At 68.9% G+C, this 21,254-nt stretch carries 34 protein-coding genes; 1 reads left to right on the forward strand and 33 read right to left on the reverse strand.

The genetic code is table 11. From position 1 onward, the window contains the following. Positions 1–164 precede the first annotated feature (164 nt). From CCN51_RS18850 to CCN51_RS19000, 32 genes are all read right to left on the reverse strand, one after another. Positions 165–1,886, reverse strand: coding sequence for a DNA cytosine methyltransferase (locus CCN51_RS18850; protein ID WP_086859754.1), 1,722 nt, complete (start codon positions 1,884–1,886; stop codon positions 165–167). A gap of 117 nt (positions 1,887–2,003) precedes the next feature. Then, positions 2,004–2,876 (reverse strand): hypothetical protein, encoded by an 873-nt coding sequence (locus CCN51_RS18855; protein WP_086859756.1) that lies wholly within the window; start codon positions 2,874–2,876, stop codon positions 2,004–2,006. Positions 2,877–2,905: 29 nt separating this feature from the next. After that, positions 2,906–3,835 carry a hypothetical protein gene (locus CCN51_RS18860; RefSeq protein WP_245881646.1) on the reverse strand — a complete coding sequence of 310 codons (930 nt, stop codon included), beginning with the start codon at positions 3,833–3,835 and terminating at the stop codon, positions 2,906–2,908. 82 nt (positions 3,836–3,917) lie between these two features. Beyond that, positions 3,918–4,322 carry a hypothetical protein gene (locus tag CCN51_RS18865; protein ID WP_086859760.1) on the reverse strand — a complete coding sequence of 135 codons (405 nt, stop codon included), beginning with the start codon at positions 4,320–4,322 and terminating at the stop codon, positions 3,918–3,920. An 80-nt stretch (positions 4,323–4,402) separates the two neighbouring features. After that, the gene (locus CCN51_RS18870; protein WP_086859762.1) at positions 4,403–4,822 is read right to left on the reverse strand and encodes a hypothetical protein; all 420 of its coding nucleotides are present in this window, start codon (positions 4,820–4,822) and stop codon (positions 4,403–4,405) included. 62 nt (positions 4,823–4,884) lie between these two features. After that, a complete protein-coding gene (locus tag CCN51_RS18875; RefSeq protein WP_086859764.1) occupies positions 4,885–5,112 on the reverse strand; it encodes a hypothetical protein in 228 nt (75 codons plus the stop codon). Positions 5,113–5,227: 115 nt separating this feature from the next. Beyond that, positions 5,228–6,055, reverse strand: coding sequence for an SAM-dependent methyltransferase (locus tag CCN51_RS18880; RefSeq protein WP_086859766.1), 828 nt, complete (start codon positions 6,053–6,055; stop codon positions 5,228–5,230). A gap of 66 nt (positions 6,056–6,121) precedes the next feature. Continuing rightward, on the reverse strand, positions 6,122–6,424 hold the full coding sequence (locus CCN51_RS18885; protein ID WP_086859767.1) for a hypothetical protein: 303 nt from the start codon (positions 6,422–6,424) through the stop codon (positions 6,122–6,124). A gap of 69 nt (positions 6,425–6,493) precedes the next feature. Next, positions 6,494–7,699, reverse strand: a complete 1,206-nt coding sequence (locus CCN51_RS18890) for a ParB/RepB/Spo0J family partition protein (protein ID WP_086859769.1) — start codon at positions 7,697–7,699, stop codon at positions 6,494–6,496. Between the two features lie 120 nt (positions 7,700–7,819). Beyond that, positions 7,820–8,317: a hypothetical protein gene (locus tag CCN51_RS18895; RefSeq protein WP_086859771.1), complete on the reverse strand. Its 498-nt coding sequence runs from the start codon at positions 8,315–8,317 to the stop codon at positions 7,820–7,822. Positions 8,318–8,439: 122 nt separating this feature from the next. Further along, the gene (locus CCN51_RS54380) at positions 8,440–8,625 is read right to left on the reverse strand and encodes a hypothetical protein (RefSeq protein ID WP_143675836.1); all 186 of its coding nucleotides are present in this window, start codon (positions 8,623–8,625) and stop codon (positions 8,440–8,442) included. A 92-nt stretch (positions 8,626–8,717) separates the two neighbouring features. Next, entirely contained in the window at positions 8,718–9,386 is a 669-nt protein-coding gene (locus CCN51_RS18900; protein WP_086859774.1) for a hypothetical protein, read from the reverse strand. Between the two features lie 139 nt (positions 9,387–9,525). Beyond that, positions 9,526–10,263, reverse strand: a complete 738-nt coding sequence (locus CCN51_RS18905; RefSeq protein WP_086859776.1) for a GNAT family N-acetyltransferase — start codon at positions 10,261–10,263, stop codon at positions 9,526–9,528. A 73-nt stretch (positions 10,264–10,336) separates the two neighbouring features. After that, complete coding sequence (locus CCN51_RS18910; RefSeq protein ID WP_086859778.1) at positions 10,337–11,377, reverse strand: N-6 DNA methylase; 1,041 nt, start codon at positions 11,375–11,377, stop codon at positions 10,337–10,339. 96 nt (positions 11,378–11,473) lie between these two features. Beyond that, positions 11,474–11,701: a hypothetical protein gene (locus CCN51_RS18915; RefSeq protein WP_086859780.1), complete on the reverse strand. Its 228-nt coding sequence runs from the start codon at positions 11,699–11,701 to the stop codon at positions 11,474–11,476. A gap of 120 nt (positions 11,702–11,821) precedes the next feature. After that, entirely contained in the window at positions 11,822–12,103 is a 282-nt protein-coding gene (locus CCN51_RS18920; RefSeq protein WP_086859782.1) for a hypothetical protein, read from the reverse strand. Next, positions 12,079–12,942: a hypothetical protein gene (locus tag CCN51_RS18925; RefSeq protein WP_086859784.1), complete on the reverse strand. Its 864-nt coding sequence runs from the start codon at positions 12,940–12,942 to the stop codon at positions 12,079–12,081. The genes CCN51_RS18920 and CCN51_RS18925 overlap by 25 nt, the downstream gene beginning before the upstream one ends. A 56-nt stretch (positions 12,943–12,998) precedes the next feature. Beyond that, positions 12,999–13,280: a hypothetical protein gene (locus CCN51_RS18930; RefSeq protein ID WP_086859785.1), complete on the reverse strand. Its 282-nt coding sequence runs from the start codon at positions 13,278–13,280 to the stop codon at positions 12,999–13,001. A gap of 127 nt (positions 13,281–13,407) precedes the next feature. Beyond that, positions 13,408–13,587: a hypothetical protein gene (locus tag CCN51_RS18935; RefSeq protein WP_086859787.1), complete on the reverse strand. Its 180-nt coding sequence runs from the start codon at positions 13,585–13,587 to the stop codon at positions 13,408–13,410. Next, complete coding sequence (locus CCN51_RS18940) at positions 13,584–13,955, reverse strand: hypothetical protein (protein ID WP_086859789.1); 372 nt, start codon at positions 13,953–13,955, stop codon at positions 13,584–13,586. Before CCN51_RS18940 ends, CCN51_RS18935 begins: the two co-directional genes overlap by 4 nt. Positions 13,956–14,004: 49 nt before the next feature. Next, positions 14,005–14,895, reverse strand: coding sequence for a hypothetical protein (locus CCN51_RS56460; RefSeq protein WP_211303233.1), 891 nt, complete (start codon positions 14,893–14,895; stop codon positions 14,005–14,007). 5 nt (positions 14,896–14,900) lie between these two features. Further along, the gene (locus CCN51_RS18950; RefSeq protein WP_086859791.1) at positions 14,901–15,089 is read right to left on the reverse strand and encodes a hypothetical protein; all 189 of its coding nucleotides are present in this window, start codon (positions 15,087–15,089) and stop codon (positions 14,901–14,903) included. Between the two features lie 57 nt (positions 15,090–15,146). Next, a complete protein-coding gene (locus tag CCN51_RS18955; RefSeq protein WP_086859793.1) occupies positions 15,147–15,596 on the reverse strand; it encodes a hypothetical protein in 450 nt (149 codons plus the stop codon). 30 nt (positions 15,597–15,626) lie between these two features. Next, positions 15,627–16,154, reverse strand: a complete 528-nt coding sequence (locus CCN51_RS18960; RefSeq protein WP_086859795.1) for a hypothetical protein — start codon at positions 16,152–16,154, stop codon at positions 15,627–15,629. Positions 16,155–16,182: 28 nt separating this feature from the next. Continuing rightward, entirely contained in the window at positions 16,183–16,782 is a 600-nt protein-coding gene (locus CCN51_RS18965; protein WP_158104688.1) for an HNH endonuclease signature motif containing protein, read from the reverse strand. A 17-nt stretch (positions 16,783–16,799) separates the two neighbouring features. Continuing rightward, on the reverse strand, positions 16,800–17,141 hold the full coding sequence (locus CCN51_RS18970; RefSeq protein ID WP_086859799.1) for a hypothetical protein: 342 nt from the start codon (positions 17,139–17,141) through the stop codon (positions 16,800–16,802). Positions 17,142–17,279: 138 nt separating this feature from the next. Beyond that, positions 17,280–17,846 carry a DUF6011 domain-containing protein gene (locus tag CCN51_RS18975; RefSeq protein WP_086859801.1) on the reverse strand — a complete coding sequence of 189 codons (567 nt, stop codon included), beginning with the start codon at positions 17,844–17,846 and terminating at the stop codon, positions 17,280–17,282. 31 nt (positions 17,847–17,877) lie between these two features. Continuing rightward, positions 17,878–18,174 (reverse strand): DUF6011 domain-containing protein, encoded by a 297-nt coding sequence (locus tag CCN51_RS18980; RefSeq protein ID WP_086859803.1) that lies wholly within the window; start codon positions 18,172–18,174, stop codon positions 17,878–17,880. A 183-nt stretch (positions 18,175–18,357) separates the two neighbouring features. Beyond that, positions 18,358–18,549: a hypothetical protein gene (locus CCN51_RS18985; RefSeq protein ID WP_086859805.1), complete on the reverse strand. Its 192-nt coding sequence runs from the start codon at positions 18,547–18,549 to the stop codon at positions 18,358–18,360. A 111-nt stretch (positions 18,550–18,660) separates the two neighbouring features. Continuing rightward, positions 18,661–19,005 (reverse strand): hypothetical protein, encoded by a 345-nt coding sequence (locus CCN51_RS18990; RefSeq protein WP_143675837.1) that lies wholly within the window; start codon positions 19,003–19,005, stop codon positions 18,661–18,663. A gap of 33 nt (positions 19,006–19,038) precedes the next feature. Next, a complete protein-coding gene (locus CCN51_RS18995; protein WP_086859810.1) occupies positions 19,039–19,731 on the reverse strand; it encodes a hypothetical protein in 693 nt (230 codons plus the stop codon). A 69-nt stretch (positions 19,732–19,800) separates the two neighbouring features. Beyond that, complete coding sequence (locus CCN51_RS19000) at positions 19,801–20,019, reverse strand: hypothetical protein (protein WP_086859818.1); 219 nt, start codon at positions 20,017–20,019, stop codon at positions 19,801–19,803. Positions 20,020–20,189: 170 nt separating this feature from the next. Between CCN51_RS19000 and CCN51_RS19005 the strand changes: the two genes are divergently transcribed. Then, positions 20,190–20,474: a hypothetical protein gene (locus CCN51_RS19005; protein WP_086859820.1), complete on the forward strand. Its 285-nt coding sequence runs from the start codon at positions 20,190–20,192 to the stop codon at positions 20,472–20,474. Between the two features lie 194 nt (positions 20,475–20,668). Here the strand turns inward: CCN51_RS19005 and CCN51_RS19010 are convergent, their stop codons facing one another. After that, complete coding sequence (locus CCN51_RS19010) at positions 20,669–20,989, reverse strand: hypothetical protein (RefSeq protein WP_086859822.1); 321 nt, start codon at positions 20,987–20,989, stop codon at positions 20,669–20,671. Positions 20,990–21,254 lie beyond the last annotated feature (265 nt).

The raw sequence follows: 21,254 nt of genomic DNA on the forward strand, positions 1-21,254 counted from the left end.
CCGGCCTCCAGGGCGGCGAGCAGCTCGGTCTTGTTCAGGTAGTGGCGCATGACGTTCTCCTTGGGGGTTGATTGGTTGGTGTGTTTTTGAACTACTTTCATTCTTCCCGAACCGGCTTACCCTAGCCAGTTTTGACAAGTTGATTCGGCAAAGGAAACCGAAGGTCAGGCGGCCAGCGCGTAGCGGTCGATCTCCTGGCCGGTGATGCACTCGACCAGTGCGCAGTACAGAACCTCAGCGACCGCCGGAGTGACGGCGTTCCCGAGCTGGCGGACCTGGTGCCGCTTCGAGCCCATGATCTTGTACTTCGACCGGAAGGCCATCGCCCTGTGGATCTCGTGAGGCTGGAGCATCCGGAACAGGACCTCTTCGAGCGTGAAGTCCCGCTTGACCAGCGCGTACCGGTCGCGGGTCGGCAGGGCTCCGACGGGGTCAGCGACCGGGCGGGCCTGGCCGTTGCCGTAGTACGGGACCAAGAGGTGGTCGGGCCTGCTCACCAGCCCGTGGTGGTTGCCTCCGGCCGAGACCGTGTGGAGCGGGTGGCCAAGGTGCCGCGCTTTCTCCTTGTCGCCGCCGCCGCGCATGGGGACCACGAACGGCGCGTGGGCGATGGCGAGTTCGAGGCGGGCGGTCTGGGTGCGCATCGGATCGTCCAGCGCCATCGGCTTTTTGCCGTCGCGGCCCTCGCACGGCACGAGGAAGGGCGGGAAGGCGACGCCGTCGGTTTCGACGGTCGTGCGGGTCGGCATCGGCACATCCAGGGTGATCGCCTTGTCGCGCCAGGTGCCGCCGGCCGGGACGAGGAGCGGGCCGGGCTCGGCGCCGGGCTCGGCGCCCATGTCGCCGAACAGCGAGCCCTGGCCGTCCTCCTCCTCGTCCATGCCCCAGCCCCAGTACTGGGCGCCTCCGGCGCGCACGCGGGCGATCGTGGCCGGGGCGAGGCCCTCGGGGCAGTCGTCTGTCTTCTCACGGTCGCCGATAGGCGTGCCCGGGATCGAGAAGTCGATCGCCGCTGCTGCTGGGAGGACGGAGGGCTCGACGATCGCGTGGCAGTTCGCGTTAGGGCACCGGTAGTCGTAGCTCTGGCGGTAGCGGCCCATGTCCTTGCCGGGCTTGCGGAAGACTTGGATGGCGCGGACCACGTCGTCGCAGTCGGGGCACCAGGCGTCGGGGCGCAGCACCCACTTGTCGAAGTCCGGGTTGCGGCCGAGGCTCTCATTCCAGTAGACGAAGTACAGCCTGTCCCTGCTTTGAGGGACGCGGAGCATGGTGCGCGGGGCGATGTGCATCGAGTTGATGGCGAGGAGCTTCGTGCGGTAGCCCATCTTGTGGAACTCGCCCACCCAGCGGTCCCATTGGTCCCAGTCCCGGCAGTCGATGACGTTCTCGACCACTCCGGCGAGGACCAGGCCGCCGCGGTTGATGACGCCCCGCAGGTACATCGGGACTTCTTCCATGAGGGCGCGGCTGCGCTCCTCGGCGGCCCGACGTTCCTTCTCGGTCTTGAACTCCTCCTCCTCGAAGTCGAAGTCGCCTTGCATGGTGCGGTCGAAGTCGCGCTTCACGCCCCGGGCGGCGCTCCACTTCGGGCACTCCGGGCTTGCCCAGAAGAGCTGGCAGACGGGCCACTTCTCGACCGGGGCCCGGCGGATGTCGCCCTTCCACACGTCGCAGTCCGGGTTGTTCCACGTGTGGGTGGCGAGCGCGATGTCCCAGTGGTTCGCGGCTCTCGTGACCTGCACGCCGGGGACGGCGTCCGCCCCCTGGGTGTCGCCTCCGGCCCCGCAGAACCAGCTCATGCCGGTGAGCGCGCTGCCGTCGTGCTTGTAGGCGCGTGCCGGGCTGCCGGCTGCCCATGCCTGAGTGGTGGCGTCTATGTAGGGCACGTCGTTCTCTCCTCGCTGGGGTGGGGGTTGGTGGCGCATTCATTCTTTCCAAATCGGGTTGCCCTAGCCAGTTTGGACAACCCGATTAAGCAAAAGAACTTCTAAGAAAACCGCAGGTCAGACAGCCGCAGGCTGGAAGGGGATCAGCGGGTGCAGGTCGTCGTCCAGCGCGTACCAACACCAGTCATGGCCGCCGACTGCGTACCTGCCGACCGCATTCGGCCGGAGGACCTGGGTCGCCGTCTCGTTCCACTCGTTCCCGAGGTACATCCAGGAGACGACCAGCACGACCGAGTGCGGCTTCCCATCAACCACGCCGTCCAAGACGTGCACGGTGTCAACCGAGCCGTGCCCGGACCTCTTGGCCTCCCTCTGGGTGTCGGCCGCGAGCCGGCGGACGGTGTCGAGGTCGAACCAGGGCTTCACGTATCCGGCGCGCTGGTCGGCGGGGTCCACCATCGCCGGGTAGCGGTCGCGATCGTTCGCGCACACCATGACGTCGACCATCGCGCTCGGCGGGCTGGCGGATACGGGCGGGGTGAGCGGGAGGGCTGCCGCCCGCAGGAGGTCGAGTCGGTACGCCGGCCGCCCCTCGCGGTCATCCAGCTGAGAGCACAGCGGGCGCCAGACGTCGCGGGTGTCGTCGTTCAGGTAGGCCGTCCACTCGCTCATGTCGTGGATGCCGTCCTCGGCCTCGGTCTCGCCGACGGCCTCGGTGAAGGTGCGTTCGATGTCGGCCGTCGTCCAGTACCGGCCGCTGGGGAACAGGCTGCCGTCCGCGCATTCGATGAGCTCGACGCCCGCCGCGTCGAACGGGGCGTGGGGCTCGTGGCCGGTGAGGATGTCGCAGACCGCCGCGGCGGCCGTGACGACCATCGCGCGGCCGAGCCGCTTGTGGGCGGCATGGGCGGCATCCAGGGCGGCGTGTGCCTCGGCGCTGACGTTGCTGGGGATCTCGTAGGCGGGGCGAGTCGGGGGCTGGTTGGCCATGTGGCGTCCTCGTTTCGTGTGGGTGGAGGTCAGTGGGTGGGCGGTACGGGGAAGGTGATCCGGTAGAGGCGTGCGGACTCCTCGTCCGGGACGTGCTCCCATCCGGCTGCTTCCAGGTCGGCGGGGGCCGCGTCGTCGAGGGCGTCGCGCAGGATCCGGTCGGCCCAGCCGAGCGTCTCGGTGTCGAACGGGCCGGTGTCGTCGGCCGTGTCGATTTCGGTGTCACCGGTGAATACCGCGCAGACGCGGGCGAGGTCGGTCAGGTCGACCAGGGCCGACGTCGCTTCGGGGGCCAGGGTGCGCAGGGTCAGACCGGCCTTCACGGCTGCGATGCCCAGCGGCGTCTTCGGCTGGCCGTCGCGGGTCAGGCCGCACAGGCACTCGATCTCGTGCCAGTACATGTCGGAGCCGCACGCGCACCGCCAGGAGGCGAACTGCCACGCCCATTCCCAGCCGCCGATGCTGTACAGGCCCTCGGCGTTCGGCTCGATGACGTCGGCCGCTTCCTCGTCGGCGGCGGTCTCTTCCACGTACTGCCAGCGGATGTGGAGGACCACGGCCAGGGGCTCGCCCTCACCGTCGGGCGCTATGGACTCCGGCTGCTCGCCGCCGATCCGGTCGCTGCTGACGGCAGCTTTGGCGCATTCGGCCAGCTCCCGCCAGCAGATGCGGACGACGACCGCGCGCGGCTCGCGCTCGCTGTTGGTGCCGCCTTCGATAACGTGGACGCTGTCGGCGCTGTCAGCACGGCCGTCGATGACGTGGATGGTGTCCGTGCGGTCGTAGCCGTCCTCGTCAGCCATCTCGATCGTGCGGGCGGCGAGCTGGCTGACGGTGTCGAGGTTGAAGTAGGGGTTCAGCAAGCCGTTCCAGCGGTTGCTGGGGTCGAGCTCGCAGTCATACGGGCCGAGCACGTCGCCGATGCAGACGCGGGTCTCGATCATCCGACGGTCACTCATAGGTCCTTCGCTCCATCCGGGCATGGGTGACGGGCGGGACGCCGTGCGTCCCGCCCGTCGAAAAGGGCTGGTCAGGGGGTTGTCAGAGGGGCTGTTCCGTTGTCGCAGTCTCGGCCGCGCTGGGGTCGATGTCCCAGGGCCAGCAGCCGTCGCCGATGCCGTAGAGGCCGTCTTCGGTGGGCTCGATGACGTCCGTGACCTGCTGGGGGCTCTGGCCGTCGTCGTACGACTCCCAGCCGATGATCAGCACGATGGTGCGCCGCTCTCCGCCGGGGCCCGTGCCGCCGTCGAGGACGTGGACCGTGTCCCAGTTGTGGTGTCCGTACCTTTGGGTGAACGCCTGCGTGTCTCCGGCGATTTGGCGGACGGCGTCCAGGGTGAACAGGGGCCGCACGTATCCGCTCCACCGGTTGGTGGGGTCAAGCCGGGCCGGGTACGGGCCGAAGTCGCGTGTGCGGACGCGACTGTCGGTGAGCTGGCCGTTCATGGTCCGTTTACTCCTTCTGGCATGGGTGACAGGCAGGACATCGCGCGTCCTGCCCGCCGAAAAGGGCTGGTCAGGGGTTGTTAGAAGAGGGAGGGGGGCGCGGTCGGCGGCTGGGCGCCGAGCTCGGGAATCTCCTCGCCGGTCTGCTCCAGCCACCACTTTGCGAAGTGCAGCCTGTGGCACCAGGCGTCGCCGGGGCGCAGCTTGTCGAGGCGGTCGAAGCACAGCAGGACCAGGCGGGCGCCGCCGTGCCGCGCGGCGATGCCGGCCAGCTCGGCGTAGATGCGGTCGATGCCGCGGCCGTTCAGGATCCGCCGGTAGCTGAACTCGTACGCGTCCTCGGGCAGGTTCTGCGCGAGCAGCTCCCGCGTCGGCGTGATCAGCCGGGCGTGGCCGGCCAGTTCGTAGCTGAGCGGGAAGCGTGGGTGGCCCGCGGTGGTGCGGATCGGAGCGCCCATGCCGGGCGTGAACTCCTGGTAGGTGCAGGTGGCGAGATCCATTCCCGTCCTTTCCGGGTGGGTTGGTGAGCGGGGGGCCGCCTTGGCGGCCCCCCGGTGGGGTGTCAGCCGTGGCAGATGCAGGTCTCACGGTTGAAGGGTTCGGTGCCGTAGAGGTCGTTGGAGAGCCGCAGGACCTTACTGAAGAGCTGGCAGAGGTCTGCGTTCTCTTCCTTCCTGTCCTGGGCGGTGAGGGTTTCGCGGAGCCAGGGGAGGATGAGGGCCATTTCTTCCCGGGTGAGGACGAAGAGGTCCCCGTTGTTGATCTTCTTGATGATGTCCGCGTTTCCCATGGCCCTTGCCTTTCCTGGTGGTGGTTTGTGGTGCTCTTCTCATTCTTTCCGAATCAGCTTGCCCTAGCCAGTTTGAACAATCTGGTTCAGTAAAGATGCGTCAAAGAAACGCAGGTCAGGCGAGGGCGAAGAGGTCGAGCTGGCGAGGCTGCCTCTGATGCCAGCCGTGTGTCGGCAGCGGCCCGCCGGGCTCGGAGTCCACGACCAGGAGGACCGTGCGCACGTTCGTCCCGGACGGCGCGAACGACTCGTCGGGCAGCGGGATGAACTCGCCCTCGGCGAGAGCGATCAGCTCGCGGAACTCGACCGTCGCGCGGTCGCTGTGCCACATCACCGACTCGGGCAGGACCGCGATCAGCATGCCGTCATCGGCGAGGAAGCCTATCGCGTGCTTCACGTGCTGCATGGCCGCCGCGAACGGCGGGTTCATCAGCACCCTGCGGTAGCCGTGGGGGCAGTTGAGCGGGTCCAGGTCGAGGAAGTCCTCGTGGAGCACGCGGCGGGCGGCGCCCTGCTCGCGGAGGACGCGCACGCGCCGCTCGTCGATCTCCACGCAGTCGACGACCGCGCCCCGTCCGGCCGCCGGCCCCGCGATCGAGCCGGTCCCGGCCGAGGGCTCGAGAACGCTCATGCCCTCTCTGATCCCCGCGTGCTCCAGGATGTCGTGGACCACGCGGGGCGGGGTCGGGTACCAGCCCTGCTCGAACCGGCTGGGGAACTCGCGGGTGGCGAGGCACGCCCGCATGAACTCCTCCACCGGGAACGGGAAGACGTGGGCGCGGACCGCGGTACGGCCGTCCCACCGGCCGCCGATCTCCTTCAGGATCTTGTTCACCTGCTCGTACGTGGGCCGGTCCAGCTCGAACGGGATCTGCACCCGGTCGCCGGAGATGACCGTTCGGGTGTCGCTGAGGACGTCGTAGACGCCGCTTGGGATCTCCATCGTGGTCCTCCTGGAGGGATAGGGTCTGGCTGCGTGAACGGGGCTTAGATCGGGAGATGTGGCCGGTCAGTTCGCGCCGCCCATCCCCCACCAGGCGCCGCTCTTGTTCTCCTCGGCCTCGGACCGGCGGTAGAAGTCCAGGCGGGCGTCGCGCTCGTCCGGGGTCTCCTGCCAGACCGCGACGTCCTCGATGGGGCCCTCGTGCCTGAAGGCGCGCGCGACACGCGCGGCGGCCTCCTCGGGGTTAAGCGGCTTCTGCCCTCCGCTGAGGAGGCTGGTGAACTCGGGGCGCCCATCCGTGGCGGCGTAGCTGTACCGGACCTTCCAGAGCTGGACAGTGAGGGCGGGGTTCATCGACATGCGGCTCATGGGTGTTCTCCTTGGAGGATTGGGGAGCGCCCCGTCCGCTGCCTGGACGGGGCGCCTGCGGGTGGGTGGTCAGGCGGCGGCTTCGGCCTCGGCGTCCGTCTTGGTGTCGGCCTCGGCGTCGGGGTTGACGGTCAGGCCGGAGGCGCGGACCTCGGCGACCATCTCGGCCTTCCGCAGGTTCGCCATCGCCTTCGTCGCGATGTCCTGGAGGTGCTTGATGCGCAGGCGGTGACCGCCGATGCCGCCCGGGGTCCCGGCGAGCAGCAGGGCCAGCTCCTCCGGGTCCGAGGCGGCGAGCAGCGAAAGGATCTCCCCCGCCCCGCCGAGCTTGTCGATCTTCCCGACGAGCTTGTTGCGGTCGGCGACGATGCGCTCCCGCTCCTCGTCGGGCAGGTCGAGGGAGCCCGGCAGGGCGTCCTGCCCCTTCTCCTTGCGGGCGGCTTCCGCCTCCTCGGAGAGGACGAAGAACGATCCCTGCTCCTCCTGGCGCTTCTCCTCGGTGTGGAGGGCCTGCGCGAATGCCTCCGCGTCGCGGGCGCTCTTGAAGTCGCCGCGCACCCAGCGTGCGAGGAACCGCACCTGGTTGTGGTTGTTGAGCTTGCCGACGAACCAGGCGAGGCCGACCGGCAGCTGACCCTTCACCAGGGCTTCCTGCGCCTCCGAGCACAGGCGCAGCAGGTCGATGCGCCACTGAACGTACGCGGGGCTCTTGCCAACCAGCTCGGCGACCTCGTCCACCTCGTAATCGGCGTCGACCAGCTTGCGGAAGGCCTTCGCCTCCTCGACCGGTGTCATGTCCGCGCGGCCGACGTTCTCGGCGACGGCCATCGCGAACGTCTCGCGGCCCTCGCCGACGCCGTGCATCACGACGGCCTTCATCTGGGTCAGGCCGGCCATCTGGGCGGCCCGCCAGCGGCGCTCGCCCATGATCAACGTAAACCGCTTCGTGTCCTCGTTGTAGCGAACGTTGATCGGCTGGAGCTGGCCCAGCTTCGCCATGGACTTGGCAAGCTCCTGAAGCCCGGCCTCGTCGAAGTGCTCGCGGGGCTGGCCCGGGTCGCGGTCGATCTTGCTGGTCGGGATCGTGCGGAGCTGCGTCCGCTGACCGTCGCCGGCCTGCTGGGCGGTTGCCTTCTTCGCCGGGGCCGCCTTGGTCGCCGCGGTGGCCTTTCTCGCGGGCTTCTTCGCGGCCGGGGCCTTCTTCGCCGGGGTCTTCTTCGCGGGGGCCTCGGTGGCGGTCGGGGTGGTGGCCTCGGTGGTGGCGGTGGCGGTCACGTCATGTCCCTTCGTGGGGTGGTGGGGTGTTTTGAACTACTTTCATTCTTTCCGAATTGGCTTACCCTAGCCAGTTTTGGCAAACTGATTCGGTAAAATGACTTCTAAGAAAACCGCAGGTCAGCAGCCGCATTCGCCGTTGGCGGCGGGCACCTGGAAGCAGCCGCCACAGGTCTTCGCGCGGACGGCGGCGGCCTTCGCCTCGTTGCGGGCACGGCCGCGCTCGCGGTTCACGAACTCGACCTGCTCGTTGTAGGCGCTCACTCGCTCTTCGAACCGCTGGTTCGCGACCCACTGTTGGGCGCTGCGCTCGCGGCGCTCGGCGCGCGGCATCGCGGCGTCGGCCGCCAGGGCGGCGCGCAGGCCGGCCTCCACGTCGGCGAGCTGGTCGACGAACAGGCCCCAGTCGACCGTCGGTTTCATGGCTTCGGCGATCCGGCCCGCGACCGTGCGGAGCACTGTCCGGTCGAGCGCGCCGCGAGTCACGGCCCGGCGGACGTCGATCGCCCAGCCGGTGTTGCCCTGGCCGATTAGGCGCCGGGAGAGGTCGAGCGCGTCTTCGGCCTCGCCGATCTCGATGATCAGCTCGATCTCCTCGATGATGCTCGCGGCCTTCATTGCGCTCTCCTCTGACCGTGTAGGTTGGTGTGTTTTGAACTACTTTCATTCTGTCCGAAATGGATTGCCCTAGCCAGTTTTGACAAGCCATTTCAGTAAAGAAACTTCTAAGAAGCCGCAGGTCAGGTGGGGTGCCCGGCCTCTACGCCTCCGCCCTCTCGGCGAGCATCGCCGCCATCTCCTCGGGGCTCTTCCGCCCGCCCACGCTCGATGCGGACCGGGTGGGGGACGGCCGCGACCTGGCGGACGTTGCCGGCCGCGACGATGGCGAGGGCTCTCGCCTGGAGGTCCGTCGGCTGAGTGCTCATGGTGCTTGCTTCCCTTCTGGTGTGGGTCCGGCCCGGCACTCGGCGCGCTCGGTGGCGCCCGGTGCCGGGCCGGTTGGTTGGGGTCATGCTGGTCAGATGGCGAGGATCGCCTCGCCGATCTCCGTGAGGCTCACCGCCTGGCCGTGGAACAGCGAGCGGCTGGCGTCCTGCTTCGCCCAGCCCTGGCTGATCACCCACTCGACCATGTCCTTGCGGGGCTTCTCGCCGCACTCCACGGACACCTGCGTCTGGCCGACCCTGCTCTCCCGGAGCTTGACGCCGTTGTCCCGGATGGCCGCCAGGGTGCGCTTCTGGGCCGGGGTCGCCTTCGGGACCTGCACCGCCGCGGGCTCCGGCTCGGGCTCGGCCGCCGGAGCCTGCTCCTCGGCCGGGGCGTCGTCCTCGATGTCCATGCTCTGGGCGAGGCTCAGGAAGCGGCGCAGGCCATCCTGCTCGTGCAGCCGGGCCGCGTTGGTGACCATGCTGGTGCTCAGGGCGATCCCGTAGTTCACGAGGGCCTCTGTGACCTTCTGGATCTGCTTGGCCAGTCCCTCGCGGACGCCGTGGCGCTCGATGCGCACCATCAGCTCGGCCCACGGCTTGGCCATCGCGTCGGCCACGAGGACGGCGTCCATCAGGTGGTCGAGCGAGGAGCCGACGACCTCGCAGCCCTTGATCAGCCGCTCGCGCGCCTTCTCGGCGGCTGCGGCCTCGCTGTTGGCGCGGGCGGTGAGGAAGACGATCGCCTTCGTGGCGTCCATGGCTGGCTCCCAGTCCGTGTAGGTTGGTGTGTTTTGAACTACTTTCATTCTGTCCGAAATGGCTTGCCCTAGCCAGTTTTGACAAGCCGTTTAGACAAAGAAACTGCCAAGAAAGTGCAGGTCAGGAGCCACCTGATGGTCAGCGGGCGTCGTCGATGGCGCCTGCGTCGATGCCGAGGAACCTGGCGAGCTCGTCGGAGCCAGTGAAGCGGCGGCCCTTGATATTGCCCAGCACGGTGTCGTCGGGGCCCGCGATCTCCACCTCGTCGTCCCACAGGACCACGCCGACGTCGCCGTAGCGAATGGCGGCCCGCAGGGCGTTGGCGAGGACCTGGTCCCCGGTGGGGCTGTCGCCGTCCGCGGCAACCCGCCGCGCCCAAGCCGCCCCGGCTTTCGTCAGCTTCTCGGAGTGGTGAGGCGCCGCCAAGCCGTTCTGCTCGGCGAAGTCGTGCGCTGCCTTCCAAAGGGCTGTGGCGATACCACGTCCTCGCATCGAGGGGTCCGTATGCACGTACTGCACCTCTCCACGTTTCGGGTGCCAGACGATGAACCCTGCGACGTGGTTGCCGTACGGGCCGCCAGGCCCCGGCGCCTCGACTCGGGCGTGGCCTCGGTCGTCGGCGGCCGTGGCGTGGAAGCTCAAAAGGAAGGACATGCCGAGCGCGGTGATCTCGACCGCCTGGCCCTCGTTCAGGGTGCGGGAGGCGTTGATGGTGGCCCACTTCTCGCGGACCAGCCTGTTGACGGTGGGCGCCGGGATCTCACCGTCGGGGCTGACGATGCGGACCGGGTGCGGGACTGCGGCGACTTGGCGGACGCTGCCGTCCGCGATGGTGGCGAGAACCCTCAGTTGGAGGCGGTTGGGCTGGGTGCTCATGCTGCTTTCTTCCTTTCTGGTGGGTCCGGCACCTGTTGGTGTCGGGTGTGCGGTGGGGGGTTGACCTGTTGGGTCAGGCAGCCTCAGACGCCAGGCCCAGGAGTTGCTGGGTGCGGCCGAGGGCGTACGCGATGGCCATGCGGTCGGCGATCTCGTCTCGGCGCTCCACCATGACTCGGCGGTGCTTGATGGCCCGGGGCCAGAGGTCGCCTTCACGGAGGGTGTCTCCGCAGGCGACCAGGGCTTTCAGACCAAGCCCCCAGACGATCACGTTGACGGCGCATCCGGCTGCGGCGATCGGGTCGATCTCCTGGGCGAACCAGGTGTAGTTGGCCGGGTCCAGGCTCATGGAGCGCAGATGCTGGGCTGCGGACCGGAGCATGCCGCCGGTTCCGGCGCACGGGTCGAGGAGTGAGTAGTTGTCGTGGATCTCGTCTCGGTTGCGGCCGATGGTCTGCGCGGCCATGAGGTCGCAGATCTCTGGCGGCGTGTGGTACTCGCCGAGGCCCTGGCGGGCTGTGCTGTGGCGCAGGTTGGTGATGGTCCACGACATGAGGTCGATCTCACTGTTCCACTCGGGGTCCGCGTGGCCGGTGTGGTCGAGAACGTTGGCGTCCAGGGCCGCGTGGAAGGTGGCGCGGATGGCGTCGAGTTCGTTCGCGGGCAGCTCGTCCTCCTCGGCCCACTTGAAGAGCAGGGAAGCGGTGTCGATGAGGTCGGGGCGGCGCATCCACCAGTAGGCAGCGACCTCGCGGACGCACTGGAGCAGCTGGCGGGTGTCGAGGGTACGGAAGAAGTCGGCCAGGGTGCGCGGGTAGCCCTTCTGCGGCCAGAGCGCGAGGGTGGCGACGATGCCCATAGGGATCTCCATGCGGGTGCCGCCGTGGGTGCGGTACCAGGCGGAGGCGACGGCTTCTCCGAAGCCGGGGCCGTCGGCGGGGTGCAGGGCGAACTCACCGCGGCGTCGGGTGGGCTCTGTGGTGGTGGCCGGCTGCTGCGGCTTGGGCGGGGCGGATGCCCACTGGCCTGCCGTCGGCTTGGGGAGGGTGATCGAGGTTTCTGACTTGGGGGGTTCCGGTTCGCCGAGGTTGGCGAACAGGTCGAGCTGCTGCATCGGGGGTTTCCTCCGTGAATTGCCTTCGGGCATGAGCCCGGCCCGGCACCGGGCGCTCGAAGCGCTGCGGTGCCGGGCCGGCTGAGGGTGGTTGGCTCAGTTGCGGGCGGTGACGATGAAGCGGGGGGTGCGGCCCGCGATGTGGACCCAGGTGCACTCGTCGCCCTTGCGGATGCCGTGCCAGGGGTGGTCCTCGGTCCAGCGGAGGACCGTCCTGCGGTGGCCGCGCTCGGTGATCTCGGAGGTGACGACCTCGGCCATGTAGAAAGTCCCGATGGTGGCAACCTCTGTGCCGGGGGCGAGGGGCTTGAGGGTGTCGTCCATAACGTTCTCCCTTTCCGGGCAAGTTGGTGTATTTTGAACTACTTTCATTCTGTCCGAAATGGCTTACCCTAGCCAGTTTTAACAATTCGATTAGGCAAAAGAACGTCAAAGAAAGGCAGGTCAGGCGCCTACCCCTGCCAGGCCCACGCCGAACAGGTCGAGCTGCTCGGGGGCCTCCGTGTCCGCCTCCAGCGGGAGCGGCTCCTCCCGCTCCCGGTAGAACCGCATGGGCGGCAGTTCCGGCTTCGGCTCCGGGGCCTCCGCGTTCGCCCGCAGCTCGGCCACCACGCCCGGGTCAAGGCAGTACTCGGCGATCTGCTCCTCGGTGGGCACCCAGCCCTGCGGCAGCCGAAGCAGGTAGGCGTACCGCAGCCCGTTCACCGTCGCCCAGGCTTCCAGCATCCGATCTTGCCGCTCCTCCCACGCGTACAGCCGGTCGCGAGCCTCGCTGTAGACCTGCCACTCGGCCCGCCGCCGCTCCTCCTCTTCAGCCATCTGGCGGCGCCGCCGCGCTTCCTCCCGGCCTCGCAGTAAGGGCCGGAGCTGCTCCCGCTCCTGGGCGCGGTTCTTCTCGACCGGCTTGGTCCGCCACCGTCTCCACACCGTTGCCGCGCGTCGGCCATCGGCGGTGATCCGGATGGGCCGCCGCTCGACCAGGTCCGGACGATGCGGCCGGGCCCGCCCGGGAGATCCTGACGGCGAAGCGAGCCGTCGAAGTTCCGGTAGAGCAAGCCGGCCTCGGCGGCGAAGACGAGGTCCGCCTGCCCGGCCGACCAGTCGAGCGCGGCAGCCTGCTCGCGCTGGAGGCGCAGGTCCGGCGGGTCCTCGACCGGTGGCGTGGGCTCGGTGACCGGCTCGCTGTCCTCAACCGGCTCAGGCTCGCCGGCCGGTTCCGGCTGCGCCGCTTCCTCGAGGGCCGCCGCGGCGGGCTGCGCCTCGCGGATGCGTTCGCCCGCGTTGGCGATGCTGACCGTTGGGCGGCTGCCGTTGAGGTAGCGGACCGACACGCGGAAGCACCAGCCGCCATCGGCTTCCACGGTCTGCTCGATCTCGTCCGCATGAGCGGCGCACACCTCCTCGGCGTGCCGCGAGTAGAGCACGACGTACGTGTGATCACGCTCGCCGTTGCGATAGAAGCCGGTGACGCGGAAGTCGCCGCGGCGGCCCTGAACGAGGCCGAGGCGGCGCAGGACTCGCGCGATGGCGACGGTCGGGGACGAGGCGGGGCGCTCGGTGGCCATCGGTCTTCTCCTTTCGAGGAGGTGCCCGGCGGGGCCGGAGCCCCGCCGGGTGGTGGTCAGATGCGGGTGGCGGCCATGGCGGCTTCGACGACGCCGATCGTCTGGCCCCAGGTGGCTTCGACGTCGGTGAACTCGGTGCCGCCGTAGCCGAGGTGGCCGGTGATCCGCGCCTTGCTCGGCGTGGGCTGGCCGGCCTCGTCGGTGCCCATGCTGGGCAGGAGGACCGTCCAGGTCTGTCCCTCGTGGTTGACCTCGGCGACCTTGCCGAGGTTCGTCTGGATCCACTTGGTGGAGGAGGCGGTGGCGGCGAACACGGCGGCGATCGTGGCGGCGTCCATGGCGGGCTCCCGTTCTGTGTTGGTTGGTGTGTTTTGAACTACTTTCATTCTGTCCGAAACAGTCTGCCCTAGCCAGTTTTGACAAACCAATTCGGCAAAAGCGCGTAAAAGAAAGCAGGTCAGGCGGCTACCACCCGGGCGCTACGGGCTCCTCATACGGCGACGGGACCTCCGGCCCGGTCTCATACCGTTCGTCCTCGTAGAACTCACACCAGGGCTTGCAGGGCTCGTCCTCGTGGGCCTCGCATCCGTCGCACTGGAGGCATTCGCCGCCGGTGGAGCAGATCGGGCAGCGCTTCTTGCTCATGCTCGTCCTCCGCGCTCGGCGGGCATGGGGCGGCAGTCGGGTACGACCAACGTCCACGAGTCCCGGGCTACGACGTACGGCTCTCCCTCCCACACGCAGAGCTGGATACGGTCGTCCTGGGCCGCGACTGGGGCGGCCGTGAACTCGTAGCCCCAGTAGCCCCGCAGGCTTTCCAGCGGCGCCTTCGGGTTGATGAAGCGGGCGCTGTCGAGCGTGCCGACCCAGCGGTCACCTGGGCGCACGTCAGCGGCGCGCGTAGGGCGTACGGCAGCCAGGTCGGGCGAGCCGTACAGGCTGTGCCACTTGGGGACCGCGGGGAGGGTCACTCCCGAAGTGGTCGGGTCCAGGTCGAAGAAGACAGCAGACATGTCGGTTCCTTCGGGGATGCGGCCCGGCCGTGTGCGGGCCGGGCGGTGGTCAGTGGTCTGCGAGGTGCGCGCGGAGCGCTTCGGCGGCGGCTCGTGCGCGTTCGGTGGTCCAGCCGGAGCCGGTGAGCGTGAGCCGGGCCCGCTCGTGCCTCGGGCCGTCGACGGCGACGATCTTCACGCTCATGGTCGTGACGTCGACGCCGATGCGGAGGTCGCCGGCGGGCGGCGGGGTCATCTCCCGCGCTTGCCGCCAGTGGACGGGCACGCGTTCCTCGTCGGCGCCGTCCGGGCCGGGGCAGGCGTGGGAGATCGCGTTCAGCAGCTCCTCGCTGTGCGTGCACTCGCCGTGGTGGTGGAGGTGCGCGACCCGGGTCTTGTTCATGCGAAACGCGTGCCGGGTGAAGGACGGCCACGTGCGGGTTGTGATGTCGCATCCCCACGCCGGGATGCGCGTCGTGCGCTCGAGCCAGAAGCCCTCACCGTGCTCGTCGATGTACGGGCGGCCGAGGTCCCAGCCGTGCACGCGGGCGGCCTCTTCCCAGACCCACGGCCGCCGGTTGCGGTAGTCGCGGTCGTCGGGGCCGGTCGTGACCCACAGGCGCCAGCCGTCCGGCCCGGCGTTGAACACGGCGTCGTCCGCCGCGTAGATCGGCTCGATGCGCACCAGAACCCGGGGCGCGTTCACCGCCACGATGGTGGGCTGCTCGTTGATCGCCTTCAGCAGGGCGCAGCCGTTGCAGTCCCCGCTGTTCACGCAGGGGCCGAACCCGCCCCAGCGGGCCCGCCGCGTGTCCTGGGACTCCAGGAGCGCGCCCCAGCGCCGGGGCCGTAGGGCGCACTGATTCGGGAGGCCCATGTGAGCGTTGAGGCTCAGCCGGTTCCAGCCTTTCCCGTCCGGCCCGCCGGCCGGGGCTTCGGGCGCTGGCAGGTAGATCGGCATCCGGTCTACTTCCTTTCGCCTCGGGCGTTGCAGGTGGCGGCGTGGTCCACGATCACACCGAACAGGGTCTCCATGTGGTCGCCGCTCTCGGCGTCGCACAGGTGGGTCTGGCACGGGGCGTGGACGAGTTCGAGGTCCGTCTTCACCAGGTCCTCGGATTGCCGCAGTGTGTACTCGGCCAGGTAGACCGCCATCGTCTGTTCCCTTTCTGGGGTCGTGGCCCGGCCCTGTGTGGGGCCGGGCCGGGGTGGTCAGGGGCGCTCGCTGCGCATCATGACGAGGTGGGGCCAGCCCAGTTCCTCGCCGACCTCGTCGACGCTCGGCCCGCCGGTCCAGGCGAGGGACGGCTTCACGTTCGGCGGTTCTCTCAGCACCCACTCGGTGTCCGGCCAGTTGAAGCGCACGCGGGACAGGATCAGGCTGATCTCGACCGGCTTCCGGGAGTCCGACGTGGGCCACTCGGTGGTGAGGCCGGCCGAGACGAACGAGGCGCGCATCTCGACCAGGTCGTAGTTCCGCAGCCTGCGCAGGACCCGATCGGTCACCTCGATGTGGCGCACGCAGGCCGCGAGGCCGAGGCCGCTCGTGGCGGTGACCAGGCCGACGGCCTCACCGTCGTGGCCGGTTAACTCGCACGCGATGCACGGCATCTCGAACCAGCTCGGCATGGGCTCGATGCGGGTCGCGAACTCAACGGTCATCAGGGGGCTCCTGTTCTGTGCTGGGGCCGGTCAGAGGGCAGCGAGGTCGGCGGGGGCCTTGCCGCGGTTGCAGGGCCGGTCGTTGTCGACGGCGATGGCGGCGGCCAGGCGCTCGTGCTTGCGGTGCAGGGCGATCAGCCCGGTGAGGGCCGCGGTCAGCACCTCGTCGTCGCGGGAGTTGAGGTGGCCGTGTTCGACGATGGCGAACCGGCGGGCGCGCAGGTCGGCGTCCTGGCGGGCGAGCTGCACGCTGACCGCCTTGAGCGGCTCCATTTTCGGGAGCTGCCCGGTGACCGGCGCGGTTGCGTAGCCGAGGATCGCCGCCGGGATCATGAAGTCGTGCTGGGTGAGCAGGTCGGCGGCCTCCCGCAGGGCGTCGGTCGCGCCCTGGGGGAGCTGGCCGGGCTCGTCGACCGGGAACGTCTGGATGGCGATTGCGGCGTCCTCGATAGCTCCGGCGAGCGTCTCGATCATGTAGCGCTGTGGGTGGTAGGCCCGGCCGCGTACGACGGCGGCGAGGTGGTTCAGGCGGCGGACGGCGGCGAGGTAGGCGGACATGAGCGTGTCTCCTTCGTGATCAGTGGGTTCAGGACTTGCGCTTGCGGGAGCGCCGCCGCTCGTCCGCCGCGCGCCGGCAGATACGGCACTCGCGGCCTCGCGGGCCGACGTAGGTGTTCTCGGTGGTCAGCTCGTGGCCGTGCTTGCATTGCGTCTTGGGCGACTTCGGCGGCTTCGCGGCTCGCTCTTCGCGCCGCGCCGCGTTGCGGGCCTCACGGTGAGCGTCCGCGCAGGTCAGGCACACGCGGTGGCCGCGCGCGGTCCGGCCGGTGTTCTCCCCGGTGAACTCGTGGCCGTTCGCGCAGTGCGTCTTGGCCGCGTTGGTGGCCATGGCCGTGTCGCCGCGCAGGACGTTCTCTCGGTTCGTGACCACCTCCATGTGGGCGGTGTTCACGCAGGACCGGACGCGGCACTTGTGGTCGATCACCGCGCGGTCGCCATCGACCTCCTCGGGGATCGGGCCGAACTCGGCCTCGTAGGCGACCCGGTGGGCGTACTGGAGCCTGCCTTCGTGCTGGTACCGCCCGTACCCCTTGGGCGTGACGTAGCCGGTCCAGACCCGGCACGGCGTCTCGTAGCCGCGGTCTTCGATCTGGGTCTTCGCCCAGAACCGATCGGGCAGTTCCATCGGGCTGGTCTCTCCCTTCATGCGGCGGCCACCCACTCAGCAGCGACTGCGTGATAGCAGCGGACGGAGCGCAGGCCGGCCGGGCAGTTGCACTGGCCGGTGGCTGCGGTCCGGTAGACCTCCGTGCCGTCGTCGGCGACGACGAGGAAGATCCGGTTCTGGCGGAGCGGGATGACGGCGCCGAGCTCCAGCAGTTCGAGGGCCTTGGCGACCTGCCACTTTGGGTTGGTCGCGTCCTGCCGCGCGTTGCGGCGCAGCTTGGCGCGGCACTTGGGGCCGTAGCCGTCGAGGGACAGCTTGCGGAGCGGGCGGCGGCACTTCAGGCACCTGCCGTGCTCGGTGGCCTTGTTTGCGCGCATCGTCCGCTCCTGTCTTGGTGGTTGAGGTTTGAACTACCTTCATTCTTTCCGAATCGGCTTGCCCTAGCCAATTTTAACAAGCCGATTCAGTAAAGAAATGGTCAAGGAAGCCCGCCGTGAAGAGCACGGCGGGCGCCTTCAGACCCGGCGGGCGCACACGGGACCGATGCCCCGCGCGATGGACTTCGGGTCGGTCAGCGTGGTGCCACAGACGCAGCACGCACCGATCAACCGGGAGTGCTCGGCGGCCTGCTCAACACTCATGCGGTGCTCGGGCCGCAGCTTGAACACCGCGCCCCGGTTGTACTCGAACCGCGAAGCGCCGTTCTCGGTCACCAGCTCCAGCGCGTACAGGCGACCAGCCTCGGATCGCTTCACCCGGTAGATGCGGCTCTCGCAGAGGCACATGCCCTCTTCCTCCAGCCCGGCAGTGGCGGCCTGGTGCTGCTTCCGTCTGTGGTCGGCGCGGGCCTGCGTGAGGGCGTCGATCAGCTGGGATGCCGTCCGCCGGTTGAGGACTCCCTGGTTCAGCAGTGTCACGGCGCTGTCGCGCAGCACGGCGACCTGGCCTTCGGCGTCGCCGAGTTCGGCGATCAGGCTTTCGATGAACTCGCGCTGCTTCGGAGTGACGGCGGGGCCTGTTTGCGCCGCGCGGGGCGCGGGGGCCTTGTGCGGGGTCTCGATCGCCAGCTGCGTGAGCGCCATGGTCGGGTTCCTTCCGTACGGGTGGGGATGGTCAGGCGGCAGCGGTGAACGCGCGCCGCTCGAAGTGGTTGGCGAGGGACCGCGCGCCGACGTAGGCGAGGCCGTAGTAGCCGCGGTTGGTGGAGACCTCTTCCACGCACCAGCCGCAGCGGTCCTTCCACATGCGGTAGGCCGGCTTGCGTGCCGGGCACGCCGGGATGAGGCCGGCCTTCCGGGCGCAGGTCGGCCCGTAGCCGAGCGCGATGCTCTTTGCGGAGGTCAGGATGCGACCGCAGCCGCCCTTGCACTTCACGGCGGTGGTCGCGGTGGTGGCAGTGGTGGCGGTCATGGCGCACTCCCGTTCCGTAACGGTTGGTGTGTTTTGAACTACTTTCATTCTGTCCGAAACGGCTTGCCCTAGCCAGTTTTGACAAGCCGTTTCGACAAAGGAATGTTAAAGAAAACCGCAGGTCAGAGGCCTGCGGTTCGCTCACTGGACGCCGTCGGCGCCCTGGAGGCTCATCGCCTGGCCTCACTCGTGTGGGTATCCGGGGCAGTTCTCGCGCGCGATCGTCGGGTGCCAGCCGCACACCGGAGCGGCCCACGCTCCGACCTCCGCCGGGTACTGCCGCGCCGCCTGCTCCGCGCGGATCTCGCCGTCCGCAGCGTCATCCCAAGGGCCGGCGAGTCGCTTGTCGCCCTTGTCGAAAACTGCCCAGTACATTCCTGCTCCAGATGTTCGGTCTCTTCCAGTGCCCCGCTGCGGATTCGAACCGCGCGCCCGTGGCACTGCGGGTGTCGGGTGAGCCGGGCCTGCCTGTGCGGGCCGGGGTGCTCAGACGGCGGCGGTGGGCCGGGTGCACTGATCGTGCCGGTCGCAGTTGCAGCGTCCGCACGCGACGCACATCCAGTCGGCTTCCAGCCCGCAGAGCCCGCAGCCGCCCGTCAGCTCCAGTTCGAGGTCATCGAGGAACATCGCGCGGTCGATCGCGGCTTCCCGCTCCGGCGTCCGGCGGTGGCGGCGGACCACCGTCCAGAACTCGTCCGGTGCGTTCGTGTGCTGGTCATCGGTCATGAAGGAGGCGGCAGCGTTGACGTCGCACCACTCGTGCGGGTCCACGCCGCACGCGGACAACGCCCGCTCGATCTCACCCTTGAAGGTCTCGAAGCTCTGTGTCACGGTCACTGGGTCCTTTCGTGTCGTCTGTCCTGGTCAGGCGGGCGGGGCCGGAAGTACCCGCTCAACGGTCACGACGTCCCAGGCGGCGGTGGTGACGGGCACGGCGAACACCCACTGGCCGCGGTAGGTGCGCCGCCGGTCGTCCTCGGTGGCGCCCTCGACGAGTGCCCACCATTCGCCCTGGCTGGTGGCCGGGTTGATCCGCACGCCCGTGTCGACGACGTTCAGGCGAGCACCGAAGGCGTGCAGGATGTCGGCGGGCTCGACGAGCATGCGCGGCGTCTCGAAGGGGGCAGGCAGGCCGGCCGCGATCCGGGCCCCCTGGGCGGCGGACGGGTCGGCGAGCTTGTACCCCAGATCGATGGCCACCTGCTCGGCCTGCTCGACGCTGGGGGTGTAGAGGCCCTTGCCGTATTCGCGGGCGGGCTTCCCGAGCTTGCTGTACGCGACGAAGGTGCCGTGCTGCTCCGTGATCGCGACCGGCCAGGTGCCGACGACGAAGCCGACGGCGCGCTCGGACTCGACGACCACAACGTCCCCGTCGGCCACCTGCTCCTGGTCGGCGGCCGCGCGGGCGTCGTCGGTGCTGGCGAAGTGCCAGACCTTCGGCTTGGCCTCCTCGGCGGCGGCGCGTGCGGTGTCGACGGCTTCGATGATCTGGCCGAGCTGATGGGCGGCGGCGGCCTGCCGGTTGTCGTAGGCGGGGCGCTCGGCGTAGGTGCTCATGATCGGTTCGTTCCTCTCTGGGGTGGGCTGGCCGCCCGCCGAGTGGCAGGCGGCCGGTGGTGGGTCGGGTTACTGAGCGCGCTCGATGATCCGGATCGTGTCGGTGTAGAGGCTGTCAACGCCCCGGCCGTCGCTGACGACCGTGCGTTCGCGGCCGTCGCTGCCGATGCCGTGGGACCAGGGCTTGCGGTCGACGCGGCGCCGGAGGACGGTGCCGGCGGTGCTGCCCGCGACGGCGCCCTCGACGAGGTCGCCGGGCTGGATGTTGAGTTCGTCCGTGGTGGCCATGGGTGCTTCCTTCCTGCCTGGGGCGGTTTGTGGTGCTACTTGCATTCTTTCCAAATCTGCTTGCCCTAGCCAGTTTTAACAAGCTAATTCAGTAAAGTGATCGCAAAGGGTTCGATATCGCAACTACGCTCAGCCGGTTTGGTCAAACTGACTCGTGAAAGACTGGTGCCATGCCCAAGCCCTATTTCGGCAAGCAGCCGCTGCCCGACTACAAGCCCAGCGACAAGGTCCGTGACGCCCTCAAGGCGTGGGAGGACGCCTTGAAGCTGGAGGAGAAGACGCGCCATGCAGCTCGTAAGGCGCTGGCCGAGGAGCTGAAGGCTGACCTGGATCTGCCCTACGCGGCGGTGGCCGCGCACCCGATCGTGCCGTGGACGGAGGCGACTCTCCGCATCATCGGCACCGAGTACAAGGTCCCGCCGCGGCAGCCAAACAAGGCCAAGAAGACAGACTAGTCCCGACAGCGCGAAGGGCCGCACCTCTGGTGCGGCCCTTCTGCGTGATCAGGTCGTCGGCGCGCAATGCTCCTGCTCGCGCGGCATCGTGGATTGGCTCGCGCGCTCGGGTTCGAGGATGCATTCTCCGATCGGGTGCATTCCATCGTGCCGCCGGGCGCGGTGCGTTTGGGCCGCGGCCTGGCGGGATGTACTCAGCTGGTCACGGCAACGACAAGGAGCAGGAAACCGACGAGGACGGCCCCGGTGATCAGCCTCTTCGGTATGCCCCGGCCGTCCTTCAAGGCGCGGATCTCCCGGGCCATGGCATCGGTCTCCTCTTTGTAGAGCTCGTACGCCTCGGAGCCCTTGGGGTAGCTGCTGAGCACCGTCGTGCGCCGTTCGATCTCCTTCCGCAGCGCGGTGATCCGTTTGCCGTGATCTCTGGTGCCCCAGAGGGCGAGAGTGAGCAGGCCGAGTCCGAGTAGGCCGGCGGCTTGCCCGGCGGTGGGCATCGGGATACCGAGGAAGGTCATCGCAGTGGCTCCTGGTTGGGGTCGGCCAGCCCCTCTCGAAGCGGGCTGTCCGGCCGGTAGACGGGCGGGTAGAGGGCGGTAGACGGGCGAGTAGAGGGCGGTAGACAGATTGGTAGAACCGCAGGTAGACGGCCCGGTAGATGTGTTCTACCGGGCCTTGGGCGGGGTCACGCTGCGCTCTCCGGGGAGGGGCCGGGAACGATCTTCAGCACGGGTGTGCTGGGCACCTCCAGCGGGAGGTCGAGGAAGGGTGCGGGAGAGGGGG

It is taken from the genome of Streptomyces milbemycinicus, from assembly GCF_002154605.1.
Taxonomy (GTDB): domain Bacteria; phylum Actinomycetota; class Actinomycetes; order Streptomycetales; family Streptomycetaceae; genus Streptomyces; species Streptomyces milbemycinicus.